This window comes from Pseudomonas sp. efr-133-TYG-103a (genome assembly GCF_030209235.1).
Classification (GTDB): domain Bacteria; phylum Pseudomonadota; class Gammaproteobacteria; order Pseudomonadales; family Pseudomonadaceae; genus Aquipseudomonas.
Window position 1 is genome coordinate 54,487 of record NZ_JARVSK010000037.1, and the last position, 20,335, is coordinate 74,821.

The following is a 20,335-nucleotide window of genomic DNA, read 5'->3' on the forward strand; positions in this document are numbered from 1 at the left end:
TGCATAAGCTGCAGTAAGCTATGCGTCGAACCGGATTGAGGAGTGGACTGTGAAAGCGTGGATTCTGATGTTGTTGGCGTTGTCGATTCCTGTGGTGGCAATGGCCGAAGAGGGCGGTGAGAAGGATGACCCGAACAAGGTCTCTTACGTGGCGCTGACGCCACCATTCGTGGGCAATTACTCGCTGGATGGCAGTCCGAAGCTGCATGTTTACAAAGCCGACGTCGCATTGCGCGTGACGGGCGCCGAGGCGCAGAAACTGGTGAAACAGAACGAGCCGCTGATCCGCAATCAACTGGTCGCGCTGTTCACACAGCAGACGGTCGACAGCATGAGCAATGTCGAAGCCAAGGAAAAGCTGCGTCAGGAAGCCCTCAAGCAGACGCAGGAAGTACTGACCCAAGAGACCGGCAAGCCTGTCGTTGACGATCTGCTGTTCAACAACTTTATTGCGCAATGACGCATTCAGTTGTGTAAGCGCCCCTGACAGGATAAGCAACGAGGCGGTCAGCGTGTTGCTGCTGGCACCGAGCGTTCGGGCGCCTCAGCGCAATGCCAGCACTGCGGCCCATTGATCGGCCGTCACTGGCATGACCGATAGCCGACTGCCTTTTTGCACCAGCGGCAGCTGTTCGAGCGCGGTCTGTTGTTTCAGAAAACCGAGGCTGAGAACGCGTGGAAAGGTTTCGACGAAAGCCACGTCGATGGCGCTCCAGGGATTCTTTTCCTGAGTTGCTTTGGCGTCGAAGTAGTGGCTCTTGTCATCAAGTGCGGTGGGATCCGGATACGCGGCCTGGATGATTTTGCCGATGCCGGCGATGCCTGGCTCCGGGCAGCTTGAGTGATAGAAAAAGAACTCATCACTCACTGCCATCGCGCGCAGAAAATTACGTGCCTGATAGTTGCGGACGCCGTCCCAGCGGGTCTGGCCAAGTTTTTGCAAACCGGTAATCGAGAGCTCATCGGGCTCGGATTTCATCAGCCAATAGGCCATTTTTGTGGCTCCTGAATGGGGTCTGGACAGTTTGTCCTACGCTTTTATGACAACCCGACGGTCGGTTGACGCCAGTATTTGCGTGTTGCGTCACGTTGTCGGAGAATGCCGGGATTTTAAGGGCTACACCGTTACGCGGCCCACTCAAAACGTCGCGAACGTCGAGTTTTTGATTCGCTAAAGGGGAGCAATCAATGCAACGCAAGCCGGATTTACTATGGATTTTGGCTATTTTGTTCGGCTTGGGTATTGTCACCACCGGTTACGCGCAGAGTCTGTGGGCCGCGAAGGCGGATGCGCCGGTTGAAGTCACTCAGCAACAGCAGCAACAGTCTCGCCGCTAGTTCTCTCAGGCATTCCTTTTTTGTAGGAGCGCGCTCGCCCGCGATGGGGCCGGCGCGTTTGCTGCACGTGTGCTGCCTGAGTGATTTTCGAGGGCTGGCGCGCGCCTGCAAAGTCAAAACTGATCAGGCCATGTACCAGCGCTTGTCCGACACCGTTCCCTGCAGCGGCACATCCCAACTGGCGACGGCCAGTCTTGCGACCTTCTGACATTCATGGGCCAGACCGAGTAACACCGGTTTCTGCCAGGCCTTGCGTCGTCCCTGATAGGCCAGGCTGCGATCGTAGAAGCCGCCACCCATTCCCAGTCTGCCGCCCTGATCATCGAACCCCACCAGCGGCATTAGAATCAGATCCAGCGCCCAGATCTTACGCTGCTGTCGGGGATTGATGTGCGGCTCCGGAATCCGGAAGCGATTGGGTCGCAGCTTCTCGCCACGACGCACGCGCTGAAAGACCATCTTGGTCCGCGGCCATGCGCTGAGCACCGGCAGATAGGTCGCTTTGCCACGGCGTTGAGCTTCACGCAGCAACAACTGGGGGTCTATCTCACCGTCCATCGGAAGATAAAGAGAAACGTGCCGCGCGCGACGAAAAAGCGGGTTTTGCGCAAGCTGACGGTACAAACCTTCAGCCGCCTGTCGCTGTTGTGAGCGCGTCAATGCACGACGAGCCTTGCGTAATTGGCGTCGCAGTTGAGGGCGGGTAAGGCTGGAAACATCGGTCAGGGAGTCGGCGCCAGAAGAAGTCATGCAGGCGGGTCCGTGAGACATTTGAGGGCGATGGGGGAATCAGGTCCGATTCACGATCCCACCGCCAGACATGGCGTCTGGCGTTGGGTAGAAGATTCGAGACTCCCCGACGAACCGCTGTCGGTGTAGCCCTTGAACCCGAAAGTTCAAGGTGGAGATTGCAGGAGGCTTTAAGGCTTTCCGTCGAGCGGACATGCACACCAACCCCAACGTGCAACCCCCGTGGTTGTGCGTATCGGCTCAGGGACATGACCGACTGGCAAGCACTCCAGGGAGCGGTCGCAAGTATACCGAATCATGTCGGAACAATCAGCCTTGTGCTTTTGGCTCATCCGTGGCAAGGACCAGATCCACACGGTCCAGAAGGTCGCGCACCTGCTCGCGGGTCGAGCCGCTGGTCTGCGCTTCAGGCAATTCCTGCTTGTGCAGAAGATCGTGGGTGATGTTCAGTGCAGCCATCACTGCTATTCGGTCGGCACCGATGACTTTGCCGCTGCTGCGGATTTCGCGCATCTTGCCGTCCAGGTAACGCGCAGCGCTGACCAGATTGGTGCGCTCCTCTTGTGGGCAGATGATCGAATATTCTTTGTCGAGGATCTGCACGGTGATGCTGTTGCCATTACTCATGAGTCTTGCTCCAGGGCCTTGAGGCGCGAAATCATGGACTCGACCTTCTGCCGGGCGATTTCGTTCTTTTCAATGAGGTGAGCGCGTTCCTCGCGCCAGGTTTTTTCCTGAGCTAATAGGAGTCCGTTTTGACTTTTTAGTTGCTCGACACGATTGATCAATAACTCCAGTCGAGCCATCAGCGCTTGCAGGTCGTTGTCTTCCATTGTTTTCCACTGATTACTTTCAGATGAGTGGTGCAGGAGCTGGCGTCTGGACCGCCTTGGAATATCGCCGGATAGCTTGGGCGCGTCTGCCGGTGCTACGATACAAGGCCTTCATTCTAGACATTGCGCCGCTTGGCGCCTAGTTGCCCATGCCTAATCAGAATTCCCCGTATAACGCATTCGCCACTCTGCTCAACGGCAGTGGCCATCCCGTGTCACCTGCCGAATTGCAGGGCCTGTTGCTGGGCCGCAGTTGCGCCGGTGCCGGTTTTGACGCCGATGACTGGATTGCCGACGCGCTCCTGCTCCTTGAAACAGAACCTGAGGCCAACGTGCGTCAGGCCCTGATCGGTCTGCAGGAAATGGTAAAAAACGAACTGACCGGCGACGACATGGCGGTCGTGCTTTTGCTGCCCGGTGACGATGAGTCGCTGGCGGCCCGTACCGCAGCCATTGGCCAGTGGTGCCAGGGTTTCCTCAACGGCTTCGCCCGGGTTGGCGGCCAGTCACTGAGCGAAGACGCCAGGGATGTGTTGCAGGATCTGGCGGCCATCGCCCAGATCCAGGACGCGCTGGAAGAGTCCGAAGACGGCGAAAGCGACTACATGGAAGTCATGGAATACCTGCGCGTTGCCCCCTTGTTGCTGTTCACCGAGTTCAACAAGAAAGCGGCCCCTGAAGCGAAGCCTTCTTTGCATTGATCGCACCCGTTACCAGCCGGTCGGCGTCGCTCGCCAGCGCCTCCGGCCAGTTTGCCCACCCGGAGGACCACACTTGCCCATGATCCGCATCCCGAAAGCCGAATATGCCCGTCGTCGCAAGGCGCTGATGGAACAGATGGAGCCCAACAGCATTGCTATTCTGCCAGCAGCTGCGGTGGCTATTCGTAATCGTGATGTCGAACATGTGTACCGCCAGGACAGCGATTTTCAGTACCTGAGCGGCTTTCCCGAACCTGAGGCAGTGATCGTGCTGATTCCGGGCCGGGAATATGGCGAGTACGTGTTGTTTTGCCGCGAACGCAATCCCGAGCGTGAGTTGTGGGATGGCCTGCGAGCCGGTCAGGACGGCGCGATCCGTGACTTCGGCGCCGACGATGCCTTTCCGATCACGGACATCGACGACATCCTGCCGGGCCTGATCGAGGGCCGCGACCGCGTGTACTCATCCATGGGCAGCAACCCCGAATTCGACCGCCATGTGATGGAGTGGATCAACGTCATCCGCTCCAAGGCGCACCTGGGCGCTCAGCCGCCGAAGGAGTTCGTTGCGCTGGATCACCTGCTGCATGACATGCGCCTGTATAAATCGGCAGCGGAAGTGAAGGTTATGCGCGAAGCGGCGCAGATATCGGCGCGAGCGCACGTGCGCGCCATGCAGGCGAGCCGCGCCGGTTCGTATGAATTCAGCCTGGAAGCCGAGCTGGATTATGAATTCCGCAAGGGCGGGGCGAAGATGCCAGCCTACGGCTCCATCGTCGCCTCAGGCAAGAACGCCTGCATCCTGCATTACCAGGAGAATGACGCAGCGCTCAAAGACGGTGATCTGGTGTTGATCGACGCCGGCTGTGAAATCGACTGTTACGCCAGCGACATCACGCGGACTTTCCCGGTGAGCGGCAAGTTTTCCGCTGAACAGAAAGCGATCTACGAGCTTGTTCTTAAGTCGCAGGAAGCTGCGTTTGCAGCGATCAGGCCCGGTAATCACTGGAACCAGGCGCATGAGGCGACGGTGCAGGTGATCACCGCCGGGCTGGTGGAATTGGGGTTGCTGCAGGGCGAGGTCGATGAACTGATCGCCGCCGAAGCGTACAAAGCTTTTTACATGCACAGGGCCGGGCACTGGCTGGGCATGGATGTGCATGATGTCGGCGAGTACAAGGTCGGCGGCGAATGGCGAGTGCTTGAGATTGGCATGGCGCTGACGGTCGAGCCCGGGATTTATGTGTCGCCGGACAATCAAAGCGTCGCCAGGAAATGGCGTGGAATAGGCGTACGAATCGAGGACGATGTCGTGGTGACCAAAAAAGGTTGTGAAATCCTGACAGGCGACGTACCCAAGACCGTTGCCGAAATCGAGGCCCTCATGGCCGCAGCCCGAACTCAAGCCGCATGAGCCGTTTCAATCTGGCAATTGTCGGCGGCGGTCTGGTTGGCGCCAGTCTCGCTCTGGCCCTGCAGGCCGGAGCGAAAGAGCGAGGCTGGAAGATCGTGATGATCGAACCGTTCGCTCCCGGCGACACGTACCAGCCCAGCTACGACGCCCGTTCTTCGGCGCTGTCGTTCGGGGCTCGGCAGATTTACGAGCGCCTCGGCTTGTGGCAGCAGATCAGCCGCCGGGCCGAGCCTATTCTGCAGATCCAGGTGTCCGACAAGGGTCGATTTGGGGCGGCTCGTTTGTCCTCAATGCAGGAAGGCGTGCCGGCGCTGGGTTACGTCGTCGAGAACGCCTGGCTGGGCCAGTGCCTCTGGCAGGGCCTGGACAGCGATGTGATCAGTTGGCGCGTGCCGGCCGAGGTGAAACAGATGCAGGCGCTGGCCGACGGTTATCGCCTCACGCTCAGCGATGAAACCCAAGTGGACTGCGACTTGGCGGTGCTTGCCGACGGCGGTCGTTCCAGCCTGCGCGAACAGCTGGGTATCGGCGTTCGGACCACGCCTTATGACCAGAGCGCGTTGATTGCCAATATCACGCCGGGCGAGGCGCACTGTGGTCAGGCGTTCGAACGCTTCACCGAAGACGGCCCGATGGCGTTGCTGCCACTGCCGGAAAACCGTTGCGCGCTGGTCTGGACCCGCACGGGTAACGACGTGCAGCGGCTGATGGCACTGGATGATCGCAGTTTTCTCAACGAATTGCAGGGCGTGTTCGGCTACCGATTGGGCGCGCTGAAACAAGTGGGCGTGCGCCATGCTTATCCGCTCTCGCTGATCGAGGCTGAGGAGCAGGTGCGCTCGCATCTGGTGGTTCTGGGCAACGCCGCACACAGCCTTCATCCGATTGCCGGACAGGGCTTCAATCTTTCCCTGCGCGACGCTGCTTCCCTCGCCGAGGCACTGCTGGCCAGCGATGCGACGCCGGGTAATCTGGCGACTTTGCAGAACTACCGCGAGCGCCAGCGCCTGGATCAAAAGCTGACTGTCGGCTTCTCCGACCAGGTCACGCGCCTGTTCGGCAGCCAGCAGCCCGTGATCACGGCGGGTCGCAATCTGGGGCTTCTCGGTCTGGACCTGTTGCCTTCGGCCAAGAGCTGGTTTGCTCGCCAAGCCATGGGCCTCGGAACACGAGCCGATGTCTGAGCCCTTCATCCATACGTGGCACTTGCCCAACGCGAGAACGATTTAAAGCATGGAAACGCGCGCAGATCTGCTGATTGTCGGGGCCGGAATGGTCGGTAGCGCTCTTGCGCTGGCGCTGCAAAACAGCGGATTGGACATCCTCGTCGTGGACGGCGGCCCGCTGACCGTGAAGCCCTTCGATGACAACGCCGTTTTCGAACCGCGTGTCAGTGCGTTGTCGGCTGCCAGTCAGCGGATTCTCGAGCGATTGAACGTGTGGGAAGGCGTTGTCTCGCGCCGCGTCAGCCCTTATGCCGACATGCACGTCTGGGACGGAAGCGGCACAGGCAATGTGCACTTCTCCGCCTCCAGCGTGCACGCCGATGTGCTGGGGCACATTGTCGAAAACCGTGTCGTGCAGGACGCCCTGATCGAGCGCTTGCATGACAGCGACATCGGCCTGCTGGCGAATGCGCGGCTGGAGCAGATGCGTCGTTCCGGCGACGACTGGCTGCTGACACTGGCGGACGGCCGCAGCTTGCGCGCGCCCCTGGTGATCGCTGCCGATGGTGCGAATTCGACGGTACGACGCATGACCGGTACCGCAACGCGCGAATGGGACTACATGCATCACGCTATCGTCACCAGCGTACGCACGGCTGATTCCCACCGAAAAACTGCGTGGCAACGCTTCACCGATGACGGCCCGCTGGCCTTTTTGCCACTCGAGCGCGAGGGCGAGCATTGGTGTTCGATTGTCTGGTCGGTGACGCCCGCCGAGTCAGAGCGCTTGATGAAGCTGGACGACGAGGCTTTTTGTCGTGAGCTGGAGCAGGCGTTCGAGGGATGCCTTGGGCACGTCATTTCAGCCGACCCGCGCTTGTGTGTGCCCCTGCGTCAGCGGCACGCCAAGCGTTATGTCGCTGAGGGCCTGGCGCTGATTGGCGATGCGGCGCACACCATTCACCCACTGGCGGGACAGGGCGTCAACCTGGGTTTCCTCGACGCCGCAGTGCTCGCCGAAGTGCTGCATGCCGCAGCCGCGCGGGGTGAGCGGCTGGCAGATGAGCGAGTGCTGAGTCGATATGAACGTCGACGCATGCCGCACAACCTGGCATTGATGGCGGCGATGGAGGGCTTCGAGCGGCTGTTCCAGGCCGACGCCTTGCCTGTGCGCTGGCTGCGCAATACGGGCCTGAAACTCGTCGATCAGTCTGCAGAAGCCAAGGCGATGTTCGTGCGCCAGGCGTTGGGATTGAGCGGGGACTTGCCAGCGTTGGCCAGGATCTGAACAGATTCCGACACCGGCGATGGTGGAAGCACTGAAGGCTCCGAGAGCAAGCTCGCTTCCCTGAACGATGCAGTGCAGGGCATATGGCAAGAAAAGCGTGGTCCGTAACATCTGGTAACGGCTGGGTCCGGACTTCGTTGATGCGATTCACTACCATTTCGCCTCATTTCTCAAAGACGAGGCCCCGCATGCTGGCGAGCAAGCGTATTCTGGCTGCCCTGATACTGACCGTGCTCGGCGGAACCGCTCAGGCCGCGGACGACATCGTGGTGTATTCCTCTCGCATCGACGAGCTGATCAAACCGGTGTTCGATGCTTACACCGCCAAAACCGGCGTGAACGTGAAGTTCATTACCGACAAGGAAGCGCCGCTGATGCAGCGCATCAAGGCCGAGGGGCAGAACGCGACGGCCGATCTGCTGCTGACCGTCGACGCGGGCAACCTCTGGCAAGCGGAACAAATGGGCATCCTGCAGCCTTTCACCTCGCCTGTCATCGACGCGAATATCCCGCCGCAGTACCGATCTTCCACCCACAGCTGGACTGGCCTGAGCCTGCGCGCTCGTACCATTGCGTACTCGACCGACCGCGTGAAGCCTGAAGAGCTGACGACTTATGAAGCGCTGGCGGACAAGCAGTGGGAAGGGCGTTTGTGCCTGCGCACCGCGAAGAAGGTCTACAACCAGTCGCTGACCGCGACGCTGATCGAAACCCACGGCGCCGAGGCATCGGAAAAGATCCTCAAAGGTTGGGTCAATAACCTTTCCACCGATGTGTTCTCTGACGACATAGCAGTGCTTGAGGCGATCAACGCCGGTCAGTGCGACGTCGGTATCGTCAACACGTATTACTACGGCCGCCTGCACAAACAGAACCCGGATCTGGCTGTGCGTCTGTTCTGGCCGAATCAGTCGGATCGTGGCGTGCACGTCAATCTGTCGGGCATCGGCCTCACCAAATACGCGCCGCATGCGGAGGCGGCCAAAGCGCTCGTCGAGTGGATGACTGGGCCGGAAGCACAGGCGATTTTCGCTGGCACCAACCAGGAATTCCCGGCCAACCCTAAAGTGGCGCCTTCCGAGGAAGTGGCCAGCTGGGGCGCGTTCAAAGCCGACACCATTCCCGTGGAAGTCGCCGGACGGCGTCAGGCCGAAGCGATTCGAATGATGGATCGTGTGGGCTGGAATTAACTCCGTACGCCACCCAACTGTAGGAGTGAGCTTGCTCGCGATTGCTTGCGTTCAGTGCCAACTGCATTGATTGACATGACCCAATCGCGAGCAAGCTCACTCCTACAGGTTCGTAACCAAGCCAAATCGAGATTCTCCCCTTGGCCCATCCCGCCCAGCGTCGCTGGTATCCCCTGGTTTTCACCGTCGCTGCACTGGTGCTGCTGCCCCTGAGCGTGCTGCTGTTCTCCTGGCAGACCATCGACCACGAAATCTGGTCGCATCTGTGGGAAACCCAGATGCCGCGATTGTTGGGCAACACGCTGACACTGGTCGTCGGGGTCGGGCTTGGCGTGACGCTGCTGGGTGTGAGCCTGGCTTGGCTGACTGCGTTGTGTGAGTTCCCGGGGCGGCGCTGGCTGGACTGGGCGCTGATGCTGCCGTTCGCGATTCCGGCCTACGTGCTGGCGTTCGTTTTCGTCGGGCTGCTCGACTTTGCCGGCCCCGTGCAAACCCTGATGCGTGAATGGTTTGGCAGCGGAATACGCCTGCCGCGTGTGCGCTCCACCGGCGGCGTGATCATCGTGCTGGTGCTGGTCTTTTATCCTTACGTTTACCTGTTGGCGCGCACGGCGTTTCTGGCACAAGGCAAAGGCCTGATGGAAGCCGCGCGCGTACTGGGACAATCGCCGTGGCAGGCGTTCTGGCGTGTCGCGTTGCCAATGGCGAGGCCCGCGATCGGCGCCGGGGTTGCGCTGGCGCTGATGGAAACCCTGGCGGATTTCGGCGCCGTGTCGGTGTTCAATTTCGATACCTTCACCACGGCGATCTACAAGACCTGGTACGGCTTCTTCAGCCTGTCGAGCGCGGCTCAACTCGCAAGCTTGCTGTTGCTGGCGGTGATGGTCGTGCTGTACGGCGAACATCGGGCGCGAGGTGCAAGCCGGCCAGTCAACGAGCGGCCGCGCGTCAAGGCGCTGTATCACCTGCACGGCATCAAGGCGATCGCGGCGAGCACATGGTGTGGTTTGGTGTTCGCCTGCGCATTTGTGGTGCCTTTGCTGCAACTGATCGTCTGGGTCTGGCAGCGTGGCCGCTTCGATCTGGATGAGCGTTACAGCGGACTCATTCTGCATACGCTTTATCTGGGCGGTATCGCGGCGCTGGTGACCGTCTGCGTCGCCATGATGCTGGTATTCGCCCGGCGTCTGGCGCCCACGCGGGCCATACGCTCGGGGGTGAGTCTGGCCAATATCGGTTACGCGCTCCCGGGATCGGTACTCGCTGTGTCCATCATGCTGGCGTTCAGTTATCTCGACCGCGAACTGGTCGTCCCGCTGTCCCAGTGGATGGGCGGAGCAGGCAGACCGTTGTTGCTCGGCAGCCTGGCGGCGCTGGTGCTGGCCTATCTGGTGCGCTTCATTGCAGTCGCGTATGGCCCGCTCGAAAGCAGCCTCTCCCGCATCCGGCCGTCGTTACCCGAGGCGGCACGCAGCATGGGCGTCAGTGGCCCGCGATTGTTTTTCAGGATTTATCTGCCGCTGCTGGTTCCAGGCACGCTGAGTGCGGCGCTTCTGGTGTTCGTCGATGTGCTCAAGGAAATGCCTGCCACCCTGCTGATGCGCCCGTTTGGCTGGGACACGCTGGCGGTGCGCATTTTTGAAATGACCAGTGAAGGCGAGTGGGCCCGCGCCGCATTGCCGGCCCTGACACTGGTCCTTGTCGGTTTACTCCCGGTGATTGGCTTGATCAGACGTTCGGCAAGACCGATCGGCTAGGTGCGGGGTCACTACCTTGCGGCTACAATGCGCCGCAATCGACGTGGTCTGTCAGACAATTCCGCAAATTAGCAGAGGTATGAGACCCCAAGTCACGGGGGATTTGCCGATGTCGTGTCTGACTGCGTCTTCGCCAAGCCCGGAAGGAGAAACCCATGGGACAGCGTACGCCCCTCTTTGACCTGCACCTCGCGCTGGGCGCGAAGCTGGTCGATTTTGGTGGTTGGGATATGCCGTTGCACTACGGCTCACAGGTCGAGGAGCACCATCAGGTGCGCCGCGACTGTGGGATTTTCGACGTGTCGCACATGCACGTCATCGACGTATCCGGCAGCCAGGCCAAAGCCTGGTTGCAGCACTTGCTGGCCAATGACGTCGGCAGACTGCAGCACACAGGGCGCGCGCTTTACAGCGCGATGCTCGACACCCGGGGCGGTATCGTCGACGACATGATCGTCTACCTGACCGACGCGGGTTATCGGCTGGTGGTCAATGCCGCCACCGGCGCCAAGGACCTGGCGTGGATGAACGCTCATCTCGACGGTTTCGACGTGCACCTGACGCACCGCTCCGAACTGGCGATGCTGGCGATTCAGGGGCCCAATGCCCGGCAGAAGATCGCCGAACTGGTCACCCAGTCCCGCGCTGAACTGATCCACACCCTGCGACCGTTCGAAGGTCAGCAAGAAGGCGACTGGTTCATCGCGCGCACGGGGTACACCGGCGAAGACGGCCTGGAAATCATCCTGCCTGCCGAGCAAGCCTGCAGTTTTTTCAACGACATGGTCGGTGCCGGTATTTCGCCGATAGGCCTGGGCGCGCGTGACACGCTGCGTCTGGAAGCCGGTATGAATCTGTACGGTCAGGAAATCGACGAACAGGTGTCGCCCCTGATTTCCAACATGGCCTGGACCATCGCCTGGCAGCCCGAAGACCGTGACTTCATCGGCCGTACCGCGCTCGAGTCGGAAAAAGCCAGCGGCGTTGCCTCAAGGCTCGTGGGTTTGGTGCTCGAAGAACGAGGTGTTCTGCGGGCGCATCAGGTTGTCCGAATAGCGGAAGTTGGCGAAGGAGAGATCACCAGTGGTAGTTTCTCTCCTACGCTAAGCAAGTCGATTGCCTTGGCGCGTGTCCCGATGGCGACCGCCGACCGTGCCGAGGTGGAGATTCGCGGCAAGTGGTACCCGGTTCGTGTGGTTCAGCCAACGTTCGTGCGCCATGGCAAGGCCCTGATTTAACAACCGTTCAAAGCAACCCCTGGCGGGTTTCTCCGCTGACCTGATGATGTAGAGAGGATAAAAACATGAGTGATATTCCCGCCGAACTGCGTTTTGCCGAAAGCCATGAGTGGGCAAAAAAAGAAGGCGACCTGATCGTTGTCGGTATTTCCGATCATGCGCAGGAAGCGCTGGGCGACGTGGTATTCGTAGAGCTGCCAGAGATCGGTAAGGTCTTCGCGGCTGGCGATGCTGCTGGCGTTGTGGAATCCGTAAAAGCCGCCTCCGACATCTATTCTCCAGTTGCCGGCGAAGTGGTTGAAGTCAACGAAAGCTTGGGCGACGCGCCGGAAGAGCTGAACAACACGCCTTACCAGTCGTGGATTTTCAAGGTCAAGCCAAGCAATGCTGACGCCGACCTGGCCAAGCTGCTGGACGCTGCCGGTTACAAGGCCGCCATCGGCGAGTAAGCCAATGGGCAAGCGTGCCGACAGGCGATGATCGCTGAAACGAAAATGCCGCCCCTGAGGGCGGCATTTTTTATGACACGATGATCCTGACGTTGCGAGCAAACGAGCTCGCGCTCAACGGGATCACTGCTCGGCGACGAGGTTCTTCGCCAGAATCGCGTTCGCCAGATCCATATCCGAAGCATTCAGGCCTGGGTTGTCTTTGCGTACTTGATCCATGGCTGCTTCCAAGTACGGGCCACGGATGGCGCCGTTGCTGGCGACGAAGCTGCCTGCGTCATCCTGAGCGGCAACGATCAGTTTGTGATGCCGAAAGGTGAGGTAGGTAGAGCCGGTGGTTGCACCGGAAGAGATGACGTCGCGCAGGAAGCCGTCAGCCATTGCTGAACCGACAGGCAGGGAAAGCAGAGCTAACGTGGCTACAGCAAGTTTTAGACGCATGACGGGGTACTCCGACTTTTGGGTTGTTCTGACACGATTTGATACGTCCGCTTGCGAGGTAGTTCCGTGGCCCGGTGACTCAAGCCGCTTCGACTTTCAAAATAACGCCGTCCTGCGCGACCACGCGCACTTGCGCGCCTGCCGGTGCATCAGGCCCGACGACCATCCAGACACCATCGCCGACCTTGATTTTGCCGCGTCCGCTGACAATCGCGTCGTGCACTACGAAGGTTCGGCCGATCAGTTCCGTGCCGCGCAGGTTCAGTCCCGGCTGATCCGACTGGCGCAGCACGTTGCGCTGACGCCGCCACCAGTACAGCGCGGTCAGCACCGACAGCACGGCGAACAGCAGAAACTGCAGCTCCCAACCCATGTTCTGAAACACGTACGTGAGAATGCCGACGCCGGCGGCGGCCACGCCGATCCACAGCAGATAACCGCCTGCGCCGAACACTTCCAGAATCAATAGCACGGTGCCCAGCGCCAGCCAGTCCCAGAACGACAGATCGTTAAGATATTCCCACATGGTCAGACTCGCTTTCCGGCTTCAGGCCTGGGCGTGTCGAAGGTGGCCTTGACGATTTCGCCGATCCCGCCAATCGCGCCGATCATCTGGCTGGCTTCCAGCGGCATGAGGATTACCTTGCTGTTATTGGCTGAAGACAGTTTGCCCAGCGCATCGATGTACTTCTGCGCGACGAAATAGTTGATGGCCTGTACGTCGCCGGCGGCAATCGCTTCGGAGACTACTTGCGTCGCTCGAGCCTCGGCTTCGGCCTGCCGTTCCCGTGCCTCTGACTCGAGAAACGCCGCCTGACGTTCGCCTTCGGCTTCCAGGATCTGTGCCTGCTTCTTGCCTTCGGCAGTCAGAATGGCCGATGCCCGCAGGCCTTCTGCTTCGAGAATCTGCGCGCGCTTGATGCGCTCGGCCTTCATCTGGCCCGACATTGCCGCCATCAGATCGGCAGGCGGGCTGATGTCCTTTATCTCGATGCGGGTGATTTTGATGCCCCAGGGCGCGGTCGCTTCATCGACGATACGCAATAGGCGTTCGTTGATCCCGTCGCGCTGACTGAGCATGGCGTCCAGCTCCATCGAGCCCAGCACTGTGCGGATGTTGGTTTGAAGCAGGTTGCGAATCGCATGCTGCAGGTTGTTCACCTCATAAGCCGCTTGCGCGCAGTTGACCACTTGATAGAAGCACACGGCGTCGATCTGCACCGTGGCGTTGTCCGAGGTGATGACTTCCTGCGGCGGGATGTCCAGCACGGTCTCCATCATGTTGATCTTGCGCCCGATGCGGTCCACGACCGGCACGATGATGTTCAGACCAGGCTTGAGCGTGTTGGTGTACCGTCCGAACCGTTCGACCGTCCATTGATACCCTTGCGGCACGACCTTGACGCCCATGTAGACGATGGCGAGAGCCAGCCCCACGAACAGAAAAACCACAATACCGATTTGCATGACCTGTCCCTGTTGATTGCTGCTGCGTGAATGGTGTGCTGCACCATAAGCCGCCCGGAATTCGCCGCGCGAATGTTTCGTGTATCAAACCACATCACCAGCGCCACCAGCGCAGTCGACCCATGAGCCGCTTTTATCGGCGCACGGTCAGACGATGCCGGAATCCGCCTGGCTGTGGGTGAAGAATAGCTCGCGCATGAGCTCGAAGACCGTGGTCTTCACGGCGGTGTCGAGTGACGTCCACGCCAGGCCTGTCGCTGCCCGATAGTCCCCCAATCGCAGTGGGCGCGATACGACATTCGATGGCAGGGCGCTGGCGGCGAGATGAGGCAGCAAGCCAATCCCCAGTCCCGCCGAGACCAGCGCCAGCATGGTGGTGAATTCGCCCAGTTCGTCAGCAACTTCCAGCCGACTGCCCTGTTCGGCGATCGCCCGCATCACGCCATCGTGAAAGCCCGCCGCGTAGCGACGCGCCAACACCAGCACCGGCCATTGCGCGAGCGCGTCGACGTCGATGACCGCATGCTCAACCAGTGCGTGATCGCAGGGCAGCGCCACAACGATCGATTCTTGCAGCACCACGCGCGTCTGGACGCCAGCGTGTGGCGCGGGGAGGCGCAAGAGGCCAAAGTCCAGCTGGCCGTTTTTCAGGGCATGAATCTGATCCGGGCCGGGCATGTCCTTGAGCTCCAGCGCGATACCGGGAAACCGCTGATGCGCCGCGCGGATCAGTGTGGGCAGCAGCTGTGGCAGGACCGACGAAACAAAACCCAGGCGGATCCGCCCCGATTCTCCTCGGCCAAGCCCTCGCGCCACGTCAGCGCAATGCTGTGCCTGATGCAGCGTCACCCGCGCCTCGTCAAGAAACAGCTGACCCACTTGCGTCAGCGTCACCGAGTGACGATTGCGATCCAGCAGTCGCACGCCGAGCCATGTTTCAAGCGCTTTGATTTGCATGCTCAATGCCGGTTGGACGATGGCCAGCCGCTGTGCAGCCCGTCCGAAATGCAGCTCTTCAGCCAGCGTGACAAATGCCCGTAAATGCTTGAGTTCCATATCCGCTCGTTTGGTCATCAAAATCAATGATCAGCCCATCAGCAATGAGCATTGGACGCTGTCGGCTGCCTGAGCTGAAGTTAGGCAGTCGGATGATGCGTCGTCATCCGCCTGATCACAACAGATGATCCCACTCATAGCCGCATAAAAGGAGTGACAACATGGCTGTTCTGGAGAGCTTTCGACTGGACGCAAGGGTTGCGCTGATCACCGGCTCAAGTGCCGGAATAGGTTTCGCTATCGCGCGCGGACTGGCTGAGGCGGGCGCAACCGTGGTGCTCAACGGGCGCAATGCCGACACGTTGCAATCAGCGGCAGCCGCACTGGCCGGCGAAGGCCACGACGTCCACTCGCAATGCTTCGATGTCACCGACAGTGCAGCCGTCGGCGCTGCGATACAGGACATCGAGAGTCGCGTCGGGCCGCTGGATATTTTGGTGAACAACGCCGGCATGCAGCGGCGCGGCCCGCTGGAGCAGTTCGCAGAAACCGACTGGCGCGAGTTGATGCGGACCAATCTGGACAGCGCATTTCTTGTGGGGCAGGCCGTCGCACGCTGCATGATTCCAAGAGGCCGCGGGCGCATCATCAATATCTGTTCGGTGCAGAGCGAACTGGGTCGGCCCGGCATTGCGCCTTACGCTGCGAGCAAAGGTGCGTTGAAGATGCTGACCAAGGGCATGGCCATCGATTGGGGCCCGGCTGGCTTGAACGTCAACGGAATCGGCCCGGGCTATTTCAAGACCGAACTGAACGCGGCCCTGGTTGCCAACCCTGAATTCAGCGACTGGCTCGTCCAGCGCACGCCCAGTCGCCGCTGGGGCGAGGTGTCCGAACTGGCGGGAGCAGCGGTTTTCCTGGCGTCCGATGCCTCGAGCTTCGTCAACGGCCACATTCTTTACGTCGACGGCGCCATCACGGCGTCGCTGTAAACCGGAGATACTTCATGCAAGCCATTGTTTGCCACGCCCCCAAGGACCTTCGCATTGAAGACGCGGGTGACGCGTTGCCGCTCGCTCCCGGTCAGTTGCGCGTACGCGTGGCCCGAGGCGGGATCTGCGGTTCTGATCTCCATTACTATCAGCATGGCGGTTTCGGTGCGGTACGCCTGAAGGAGCCAATGGTGCTCGGCCATGAAATCTCGGCGGTCATCGAAGAAGTCGGCAGCGCGCAGGAGTGCTTCACGGCAGGGCAGCGGATTTCCGTTTCGCCTTCGCGACCTTGCGGGGGTTGCAAGTACTGTCACGAAGGGATGCCGAATCATTGCCTCAACATGCGGTTCTACGGCAGCGCCATGCCGTTTCCGCACATTCAGGGCGCTTTTCGCGAGAGCCTCATGATCGAGGCCAGTCAGGCTCACCTGCTCGCCCCGACGACGACCCTGGCCGAAGGCGCGCTGGCTGAGCCGTTGTCGGTCGGTCTGCACGCGATTCAGCGAGCAGGCGGCGTGTTCGGCAAGCGGGTGCTGGTGACCGGATGCGGTCCGATTGGCAATCTGCTGATTGGCAGCTTGCGGGCAGCGGGCGCGGCGCAGATCGTCGCGGCGGATCTGAGCGACAGTGCGCTGGAGTGCGCCCGACGGATGGGCGCCAGCGAGACGCATAATCTGCGCGATGAGCCCCAGGCACTCGCGGGCTACACCGCCGAGAAAGGCCATTTCGATGTGATGTTCGAAGCGTCCGGCAGCGCCCAGGCGTTGCGCGACGGCCTGACCTGCGTTCGTCCGCGAGGCGTTATCGTCACAGTGGGTCTGGGAGGCGATGTTTCCATTCCATTGAATCTGATCGTGGGCAAAGAGATTGATGTGCGGGGCACTTTTCGCTTTCATGCCGAGTTCGCTCAGGCGGTCGATCTGCTCAACCGCAAACTGATCGACGTGACCCCGGTGATTTCCCACACCCTTGCGTTTGGCGAAGCCGTGCAGGCTTTTGAGCTGGCGGGCGACAAGCAGCAGGCCATGAAGGTCGTGCTGGATTTCGGGGTGCGCGATTAATCGGCGGACTGTACTCGTAAGCTCTGAGCGCGCCTGTCCGCGATGGCGGACTTGCGCGCTTATCGGTGACCGACGCTGGATCAGCGTTGTTCGCTTTGCGGCGTGACGCGCAAGACTTCCTCGACGGTCGTGAGGCCGACCGCCACCTTTTGCGCACCCGATAACCGCAAACTGCGCATCCCGTCCTTGAAACCTTGTCGGCGCAGGGCCGTCAGGTCCAGATCGGCCGCGATCAGCGACTTGACGGCGTCAGACATCAGCATGATTTCATAAACGCCGGCGCGCCCTCGATAACCGGTGTCCCGGCATTCCGCACAACCCACGGCACGATGTGCTCCGCTGGGCACCGGCGCCTGCCAGGGGCGCGTCAGGGTCTGCCAGTCGGCCTCGTTGATTTCCACCGGGGCTTTGCAGTGCGGGCACAGCGTGCGCACCAAACGCTGCGCCATCACGCCCAGAATCGTCGCTTTGAGCAGATAGTGCGGCACGCCCAGTTCCAGCAGACGACTGATCGCGCTGGGGGCATCGTTGGTGTGCAATGTCGACAGCACGAGGTGACCGGTGAGTGCGGCCTGAATTGCCATTTCGGCTGTCTCCAGGTCGCGAATCTCGCCGATCATGATGATATCCGGATCTTGCCGCATCAATGCGCGCACGCCGCTGGCGAAGTTGAGGTCGATGTTGTGCTGCACCTGCATCTGATTGAACGCAGGTTCGACCATTTCAATCGGGTCTTCGATGGTGCACAGGTTCACCTCCGACGTCGCCAGCTTTTTCAGCGTGGTGTACAACGTCGTGGTCTTGCCGGATCCGGTGGGGCCGGTCACCAGAATGATGCCGTTTGGCTGATGCGTCATGCCCTCCCAGCGTCGCAAGTCGTCGCCGGAAAAGCCCAACTGATCGAAGTCCTTGAGCAGCACCTCGGGGTCGAAGATCCGCATCACCATCTTCTCGCCAAACGCGGTCGGCAGCGTCGACAGGCGCAGCTCAACCTCACCGCCGTCGGGTGTCTTGGTCTTGACCCTGCCATCCTGCGGCTTGCGCTTCTCGGCGACGTTCATCCGGCCAAGGCTTTTCAGGCGACTGGTGACGGCCATCGTCACCTGTGGCGGAAATTGATAAACGTTATGCAGCACGCCGTCGATGCGAAACCGCACAGTGCCGGCCTCGCGACGAGGCTCGATGTGGATATCGCTGGCGCGCTGCTGGTAGGCGTACTGGAACAGCCAGTCAACGATATTGACGATGTGCGCGTCGTTCGCATCAGGTTCCTGATCGCTGGCGCCGAGCTTGAGCAATTGCTCGAAGTTGCCGAGATTGCTCACTTTTTGATCACTTGCGCTGGCACCGCTCACCGACTTCGCCAGTCGATAGAATTCTACGGCCAGTTTCTGCACGTCCACCGGGTTGGCGACCACACGCTTGATCGGCATTTTCAGCACGTGCGTCAGGTCTGCTTCCCACGCGTTCACGTAAGGCTGCGCGCTTGCGATGGTGACGGCGTCGCGATCGACGGCGACGGCCAGAATCTTGTGCCGCTGCGCGAAGGCATAAGACATCAATGGCGTCACGGCGGCGACATTGATCTTCAGCGGGTCGATGCGCATGTAAGGCTGGCCGGCCTGTTCGGCGAGCCAGGCGGTGAGGGTTTCCAGATCGAGCTTCTTGCCGGGTCGCTTGAGATTGTCGAACTGCTGGACGCCAATGAATTCAAGCGGGTGGGTATGCACGTTCTGAGCAGTTCGGCGCAGATTCAACGCATAGTCGGCGTTATCCTGGTCCAGATAACCTTGAGCGACGAGGTCGCGCAGCAGTTCGTTCAGATCCAGCCAGCGGTCCTGGGAGGATGGGGCGAGGACGGACATGCGGGCTCCTTTGGACGATACGGCTTACTTCGGTAAGCAAGAGTAGTCCCAAGCGTGCCAGTTGTTGCGTCCTGCAGGTAGCGAAGCGTTGCCAATATTTTCGGCGCGCTCAACCGACAGCGAGTGAGACGGGCTCGGTTAGGACGTGGAAATCGCCCATCGGTTCCAGATCGACTGAGCATACGTTGATCAGGTTGCGCATTTTTTCGCCAATTACTTGCGCGCGATGCCACGTCATCCCGCCAACCTCCACCTGCATCATTAGCATGTCCTCCTGTTGCAGCACGCTGACCTGCTGAGGGATCAGGTATTGCATCGCGAACAGGTTCAGCACGCGGCAGATCAGGTCGGGCTCGGCTTCTGCAAGGATCTGGTAACGCGACAGGCACAAGGCATTATCGACGGACCAGGCGTCGTGGCGCAGCGGGGTGCAGTTGACGGCTTCAAGGTGCGGCATGCTGGACTCTCCGGTTCAAGACGGCTGCGCAGAAGCAGCGGCGAGCGAATGTTGTGGAGAAATCTTTACATGGCAGAAAAGAAATTTCTGATCCAACTTCGGCTGTATTACGATTGATAAGACTTGTTGATGCGCGATAGTTGATAATCAGGAATAAATTATGCAAATAGAGCTGGACGCATACGATCGGAAGATTCTTGCTCTGCTGCAGGAAGACGCGTCGCTTTCCAGTGCGCAGATTGCCGAGCAGGTCGGGCTTTCCCAGTCGCCGTGCTGGCGCAGGATTCAGCGGCTCAAGGATGAGGGGGTGATCCGGCGCCAGGTTACGCTGCTGGATCGCAAGAAGATCGGGCTCAACACGCAGATTTTCGCGGAGGTCAAACTCAACGCTCACGGCCGCTCGAACTTCACCGAGTTCACCGAGGCAATTCGCGGATTTCCGGAGGTTCTGGAATGTTACGTGTTGATGGGTTCAGTCGACTTTCTGCTGCGCATCGTCACGCCGGACATCGAGGCGTATGAGCGGTTCTTCTTCGAAAAGCTGTCGCTGGTGCCGGGGATTCAGGAGGTGAACTCCACAGTGGCGCTGTCGGAGATCAAATCGACAACGAGCTTGCCGATTGTGAGGTAGAAAACCATGCACATCGAGCAGGGATGGTGATGAGCCTGTCGATCGGGAGGCGGGGAGCCGCGCACATCGAGTAGGACCGGCTTTAGCCGGGAAGGGGCCGGTTGGCCCACCATAAAGCTAGCGGTGGTCAAACCGGCCTGTTCCCGGCTGAAGCCGGTCCTACAGATCGGCGATGAACCTGTCGATCGGGAGGTCGGGAGCCATGCACATCGAGTAGGACCGGCTTTAGCCGGGAAGGCGTCGGTGGGCCCACCATAAAGCTAGCGGTGGTCAAACTGGCCTTTTCCTGGCTGAAGCCGGT

23 protein-coding genes and 1 other RNA gene are annotated in these 20,335 nt (G+C 60.2%); 13 read left to right on the forward strand and 11 right to left on the reverse strand.

All coding sequences use genetic code 11. The features are described 5' to 3' along the window. Positions 1–49: 49 nt before the first annotated feature. Positions 50–460 (forward strand): flagellar basal body-associated protein FliL, encoded by a 411-nt coding sequence (locus QRN36_RS25420; protein WP_285426561.1) that lies wholly within the window; start codon positions 50–52, stop codon positions 458–460. A gap of 84 nt (positions 461–544) precedes the next feature. On the opposite strand, the gene QRN36_RS25425 is transcribed toward QRN36_RS25420, so the two are convergent. Beyond that, positions 545–994, reverse strand: a complete 450-nt coding sequence (locus QRN36_RS25425) for an EVE domain-containing protein (RefSeq protein ID WP_285426562.1) — start codon at positions 992–994, stop codon at positions 545–547. 194 nt (positions 995–1,188) lie between these two features. Between QRN36_RS25425 and QRN36_RS25430 the strand changes: the two genes are divergently transcribed. Continuing rightward, complete coding sequence (locus QRN36_RS25430) at positions 1,189–1,338, forward strand: hypothetical protein (RefSeq protein ID WP_093465951.1); 150 nt, start codon at positions 1,189–1,191, stop codon at positions 1,336–1,338. A gap of 123 nt (positions 1,339–1,461) precedes the next feature. On the opposite strand, the gene QRN36_RS25435 is transcribed toward QRN36_RS25430, so the two are convergent. From QRN36_RS25435 to QRN36_RS25450, 4 genes are all read right to left on the reverse strand, one after another. Continuing rightward, on the reverse strand, positions 1,462–2,088 hold the full coding sequence (locus tag QRN36_RS25435) for a 5-formyltetrahydrofolate cyclo-ligase (RefSeq protein ID WP_093465949.1): 627 nt from the start codon (positions 2,086–2,088) through the stop codon (positions 1,462–1,464). A gap of 99 nt (positions 2,089–2,187) precedes the next feature. Continuing rightward, positions 2,188–2,366: non-coding RNA, 6S RNA (ssrS, locus tag QRN36_RS25440), on the reverse strand. 31 nt (positions 2,367–2,397) lie between these two features. Next, the gene (locus QRN36_RS25445; protein ID WP_093465947.1) at positions 2,398–2,715 is read right to left on the reverse strand and encodes a cell division protein ZapA; all 318 of its coding nucleotides are present in this window, start codon (positions 2,713–2,715) and stop codon (positions 2,398–2,400) included. Beyond that, positions 2,712–2,921 carry a TIGR02449 family protein gene (locus tag QRN36_RS25450; protein ID WP_062379587.1) on the reverse strand — a complete coding sequence of 70 codons (210 nt, stop codon included), beginning with the start codon at positions 2,919–2,921 and terminating at the stop codon, positions 2,712–2,714. The genes QRN36_RS25445 and QRN36_RS25450 overlap by 4 nt, the downstream gene beginning before the upstream one ends. A gap of 149 nt (positions 2,922–3,070) precedes the next feature. Between QRN36_RS25450 and QRN36_RS25455 the strand changes: the two genes are divergently transcribed. From QRN36_RS25455 to gcvH, 8 genes are all read left to right on the forward strand, one after another. Then, complete coding sequence (locus tag QRN36_RS25455) at positions 3,071–3,622, forward strand: YecA family protein (protein WP_285426563.1); 552 nt, start codon at positions 3,071–3,073, stop codon at positions 3,620–3,622. Positions 3,623–3,701: 79 nt separating this feature from the next. Beyond that, positions 3,702–5,036: a Xaa-Pro aminopeptidase gene (gene pepP, locus QRN36_RS25460; protein ID WP_285426579.1), complete on the forward strand. Its 1,335-nt coding sequence runs from the start codon at positions 3,702–3,704 to the stop codon at positions 5,034–5,036. Beyond that, a complete protein-coding gene (gene ubiH / locus QRN36_RS25465) occupies positions 5,033–6,220 on the forward strand; it encodes a 2-octaprenyl-6-methoxyphenyl hydroxylase (RefSeq protein WP_285426564.1) in 1,188 nt (395 codons plus the stop codon). Before pepP ends, ubiH begins: the two co-directional genes overlap by 4 nt. Positions 6,221–6,269: 49 nt before the next feature. After that, complete coding sequence (locus QRN36_RS25470) at positions 6,270–7,490, forward strand: 2-octaprenyl-3-methyl-6-methoxy-1,4-benzoquinol hydroxylase (RefSeq protein ID WP_285426565.1); 1,221 nt, start codon at positions 6,270–6,272, stop codon at positions 7,488–7,490. Between the two features lie 188 nt (positions 7,491–7,678). Continuing rightward, positions 7,679–8,680, forward strand: coding sequence for an extracellular solute-binding protein (locus QRN36_RS25475; protein WP_285426566.1), 1,002 nt, complete (start codon positions 7,679–7,681; stop codon positions 8,678–8,680). Positions 8,681–8,820: 140 nt separating this feature from the next. Next, entirely contained in the window at positions 8,821–10,437 is a 1,617-nt protein-coding gene (locus QRN36_RS25480; protein WP_285426567.1) for an iron ABC transporter permease, read from the forward strand. Between the two features lie 155 nt (positions 10,438–10,592). Next, the gene (gene gcvT, locus QRN36_RS25485; protein WP_285426568.1) at positions 10,593–11,675 is read left to right on the forward strand and encodes a glycine cleavage system aminomethyltransferase GcvT; all 1,083 of its coding nucleotides are present in this window, start codon (positions 10,593–10,595) and stop codon (positions 11,673–11,675) included. A gap of 65 nt (positions 11,676–11,740) precedes the next feature. Then, positions 11,741–12,124: a glycine cleavage system protein GcvH gene (gene gcvH, locus QRN36_RS25490; protein ID WP_285426569.1), complete on the forward strand. Its 384-nt coding sequence runs from the start codon at positions 11,741–11,743 to the stop codon at positions 12,122–12,124. A 123-nt stretch (positions 12,125–12,247) separates the two neighbouring features. Here the strand turns inward: gcvH and QRN36_RS25495 are convergent, their stop codons facing one another. From QRN36_RS25495 to QRN36_RS25510, 4 genes are all read right to left on the reverse strand, one after another. Then, on the reverse strand, positions 12,248–12,565 hold the full coding sequence (locus QRN36_RS25495) for a DUF2388 domain-containing protein (RefSeq protein ID WP_074754503.1): 318 nt from the start codon (positions 12,563–12,565) through the stop codon (positions 12,248–12,250). A gap of 79 nt (positions 12,566–12,644) precedes the next feature. Further along, a complete protein-coding gene (locus QRN36_RS25500) occupies positions 12,645–13,091 on the reverse strand; it encodes an NfeD family protein (protein ID WP_285426570.1) in 447 nt (148 codons plus the stop codon). Positions 13,092–13,093: 2 nt separating this feature from the next. Further along, complete coding sequence (locus tag QRN36_RS25505) at positions 13,094–14,032, reverse strand: SPFH domain-containing protein (protein WP_285426571.1); 939 nt, start codon at positions 14,030–14,032, stop codon at positions 13,094–13,096. 147 nt (positions 14,033–14,179) lie between these two features. Continuing rightward, positions 14,180–15,088 carry a LysR family transcriptional regulator gene (locus tag QRN36_RS25510; RefSeq protein WP_285426572.1) on the reverse strand — a complete coding sequence of 303 codons (909 nt, stop codon included), beginning with the start codon at positions 15,086–15,088 and terminating at the stop codon, positions 14,180–14,182. Positions 15,089–15,249: 161 nt separating this feature from the next. Between QRN36_RS25510 and QRN36_RS25515 the strand changes: the two genes are divergently transcribed. After that, complete coding sequence (locus tag QRN36_RS25515; protein WP_285426573.1) at positions 15,250–16,020, forward strand: glucose 1-dehydrogenase; 771 nt, start codon at positions 15,250–15,252, stop codon at positions 16,018–16,020. 14 nt (positions 16,021–16,034) lie between these two features. Then, positions 16,035–17,081 carry an L-idonate 5-dehydrogenase gene (locus tag QRN36_RS25520; protein ID WP_285426574.1) on the forward strand — a complete coding sequence of 349 codons (1,047 nt, stop codon included), beginning with the start codon at positions 16,035–16,037 and terminating at the stop codon, positions 17,079–17,081. Between the two features lie 80 nt (positions 17,082–17,161). On the opposite strand, the gene QRN36_RS25525 is transcribed toward QRN36_RS25520, so the two are convergent. Further along, entirely contained in the window at positions 17,162–18,946 is a 1,785-nt protein-coding gene (locus tag QRN36_RS25525; RefSeq protein WP_285426575.1) for a GspE/PulE family protein, read from the reverse strand. Positions 18,947–19,055: 109 nt separating this feature from the next. After that, a complete protein-coding gene (locus QRN36_RS25530; RefSeq protein WP_285426576.1) occupies positions 19,056–19,403 on the reverse strand; it encodes a hypothetical protein in 348 nt (115 codons plus the stop codon). 160 nt (positions 19,404–19,563) lie between these two features. On the opposite strand from QRN36_RS25530, the gene QRN36_RS25535 reads away from it, so the two are divergent. Continuing rightward, positions 19,564–20,034 (forward strand): Lrp/AsnC family transcriptional regulator, encoded by a 471-nt coding sequence (locus tag QRN36_RS25535; protein ID WP_093465910.1) that lies wholly within the window; start codon positions 19,564–19,566, stop codon positions 20,032–20,034. The last annotated feature ends 301 nt before the right edge of the window (positions 20,035–20,335 follow it).

Excerpts from the sequence above, each read along its gene's own strand:
- QRN36_RS25425 (WP_285426562.1), bottom strand. The coding sequence starts at position 994 with ATGGCCTATTGGCTGATGAAATCCGAGCCCGATGAGCTCTCGATTACC.
- QRN36_RS25430 (WP_093465951.1), top strand. The coding sequence starts at position 1,189 with ATGCAACGCAAGCCGGATTTACTATGGATTTTGGCTATTTTGTTCGGC.
- QRN36_RS25435 (WP_093465949.1), bottom strand. The coding sequence starts at position 2,088 with ATGACTTCTTCTGGCGCCGACTCCCTGACCGATGTTTCCAGCCTTACC.
- QRN36_RS25445 (WP_093465947.1), bottom strand. The coding sequence starts at position 2,715 with ATGAGTAATGGCAACAGCATCACCGTGCAGATCCTCGACAAAGAATAT.
- QRN36_RS25450 (WP_062379587.1), bottom strand. The coding sequence starts at position 2,921 with ATGGAAGACAACGACCTGCAAGCGCTGATGGCTCGACTGGAGTTATTG.
- QRN36_RS25455 (WP_285426563.1), top strand. The coding sequence starts at position 3,071 with ATGCCTAATCAGAATTCCCCGTATAACGCATTCGCCACTCTGCTCAAC.
- pepP (WP_285426579.1), top strand. The coding sequence starts at position 3,702 with ATGATCCGCATCCCGAAAGCCGAATATGCCCGTCGTCGCAAGGCGCTG.
- ubiH (WP_285426564.1), top strand. The coding sequence starts at position 5,033 with ATGAGCCGTTTCAATCTGGCAATTGTCGGCGGCGGTCTGGTTGGCGCC.
- QRN36_RS25470 (WP_285426565.1), top strand. The coding sequence starts at position 6,270 with ATGGAAACGCGCGCAGATCTGCTGATTGTCGGGGCCGGAATGGTCGGT.
- QRN36_RS25475 (WP_285426566.1), top strand. The coding sequence starts at position 7,679 with ATGCTGGCGAGCAAGCGTATTCTGGCTGCCCTGATACTGACCGTGCTC.
- gcvT (WP_285426568.1), top strand. The coding sequence starts at position 10,593 with ATGGGACAGCGTACGCCCCTCTTTGACCTGCACCTCGCGCTGGGCGCG.
- gcvH (WP_285426569.1), top strand. The coding sequence starts at position 11,741 with ATGAGTGATATTCCCGCCGAACTGCGTTTTGCCGAAAGCCATGAGTGG.
- QRN36_RS25495 (WP_074754503.1), bottom strand. The coding sequence starts at position 12,565 with ATGCGTCTAAAACTTGCTGTAGCCACGTTAGCTCTGCTTTCCCTGCCT.
- QRN36_RS25500 (WP_285426570.1), bottom strand. The coding sequence starts at position 13,091 with ATGTGGGAATATCTTAACGATCTGTCGTTCTGGGACTGGCTGGCGCTG.
- QRN36_RS25505 (WP_285426571.1), bottom strand. The coding sequence starts at position 14,032 with ATGCAAATCGGTATTGTGGTTTTTCTGTTCGTGGGGCTGGCTCTCGCC.
- QRN36_RS25510 (WP_285426572.1), bottom strand. The coding sequence starts at position 15,088 with ATGGAACTCAAGCATTTACGGGCATTTGTCACGCTGGCTGAAGAGCTG.
- QRN36_RS25515 (WP_285426573.1), top strand. The coding sequence starts at position 15,250 with ATGGCTGTTCTGGAGAGCTTTCGACTGGACGCAAGGGTTGCGCTGATC.
- QRN36_RS25520 (WP_285426574.1), top strand. The coding sequence starts at position 16,035 with ATGCAAGCCATTGTTTGCCACGCCCCCAAGGACCTTCGCATTGAAGAC.
- QRN36_RS25525 (WP_285426575.1), bottom strand. The coding sequence starts at position 18,946 with ATGTCCGTCCTCGCCCCATCCTCCCAGGACCGCTGGCTGGATCTGAAC.
- QRN36_RS25530 (WP_285426576.1), bottom strand. The coding sequence starts at position 19,403 with ATGCCGCACCTTGAAGCCGTCAACTGCACCCCGCTGCGCCACGACGCC.
- QRN36_RS25535 (WP_093465910.1), top strand. The coding sequence starts at position 19,564 with ATGCAAATAGAGCTGGACGCATACGATCGGAAGATTCTTGCTCTGCTG.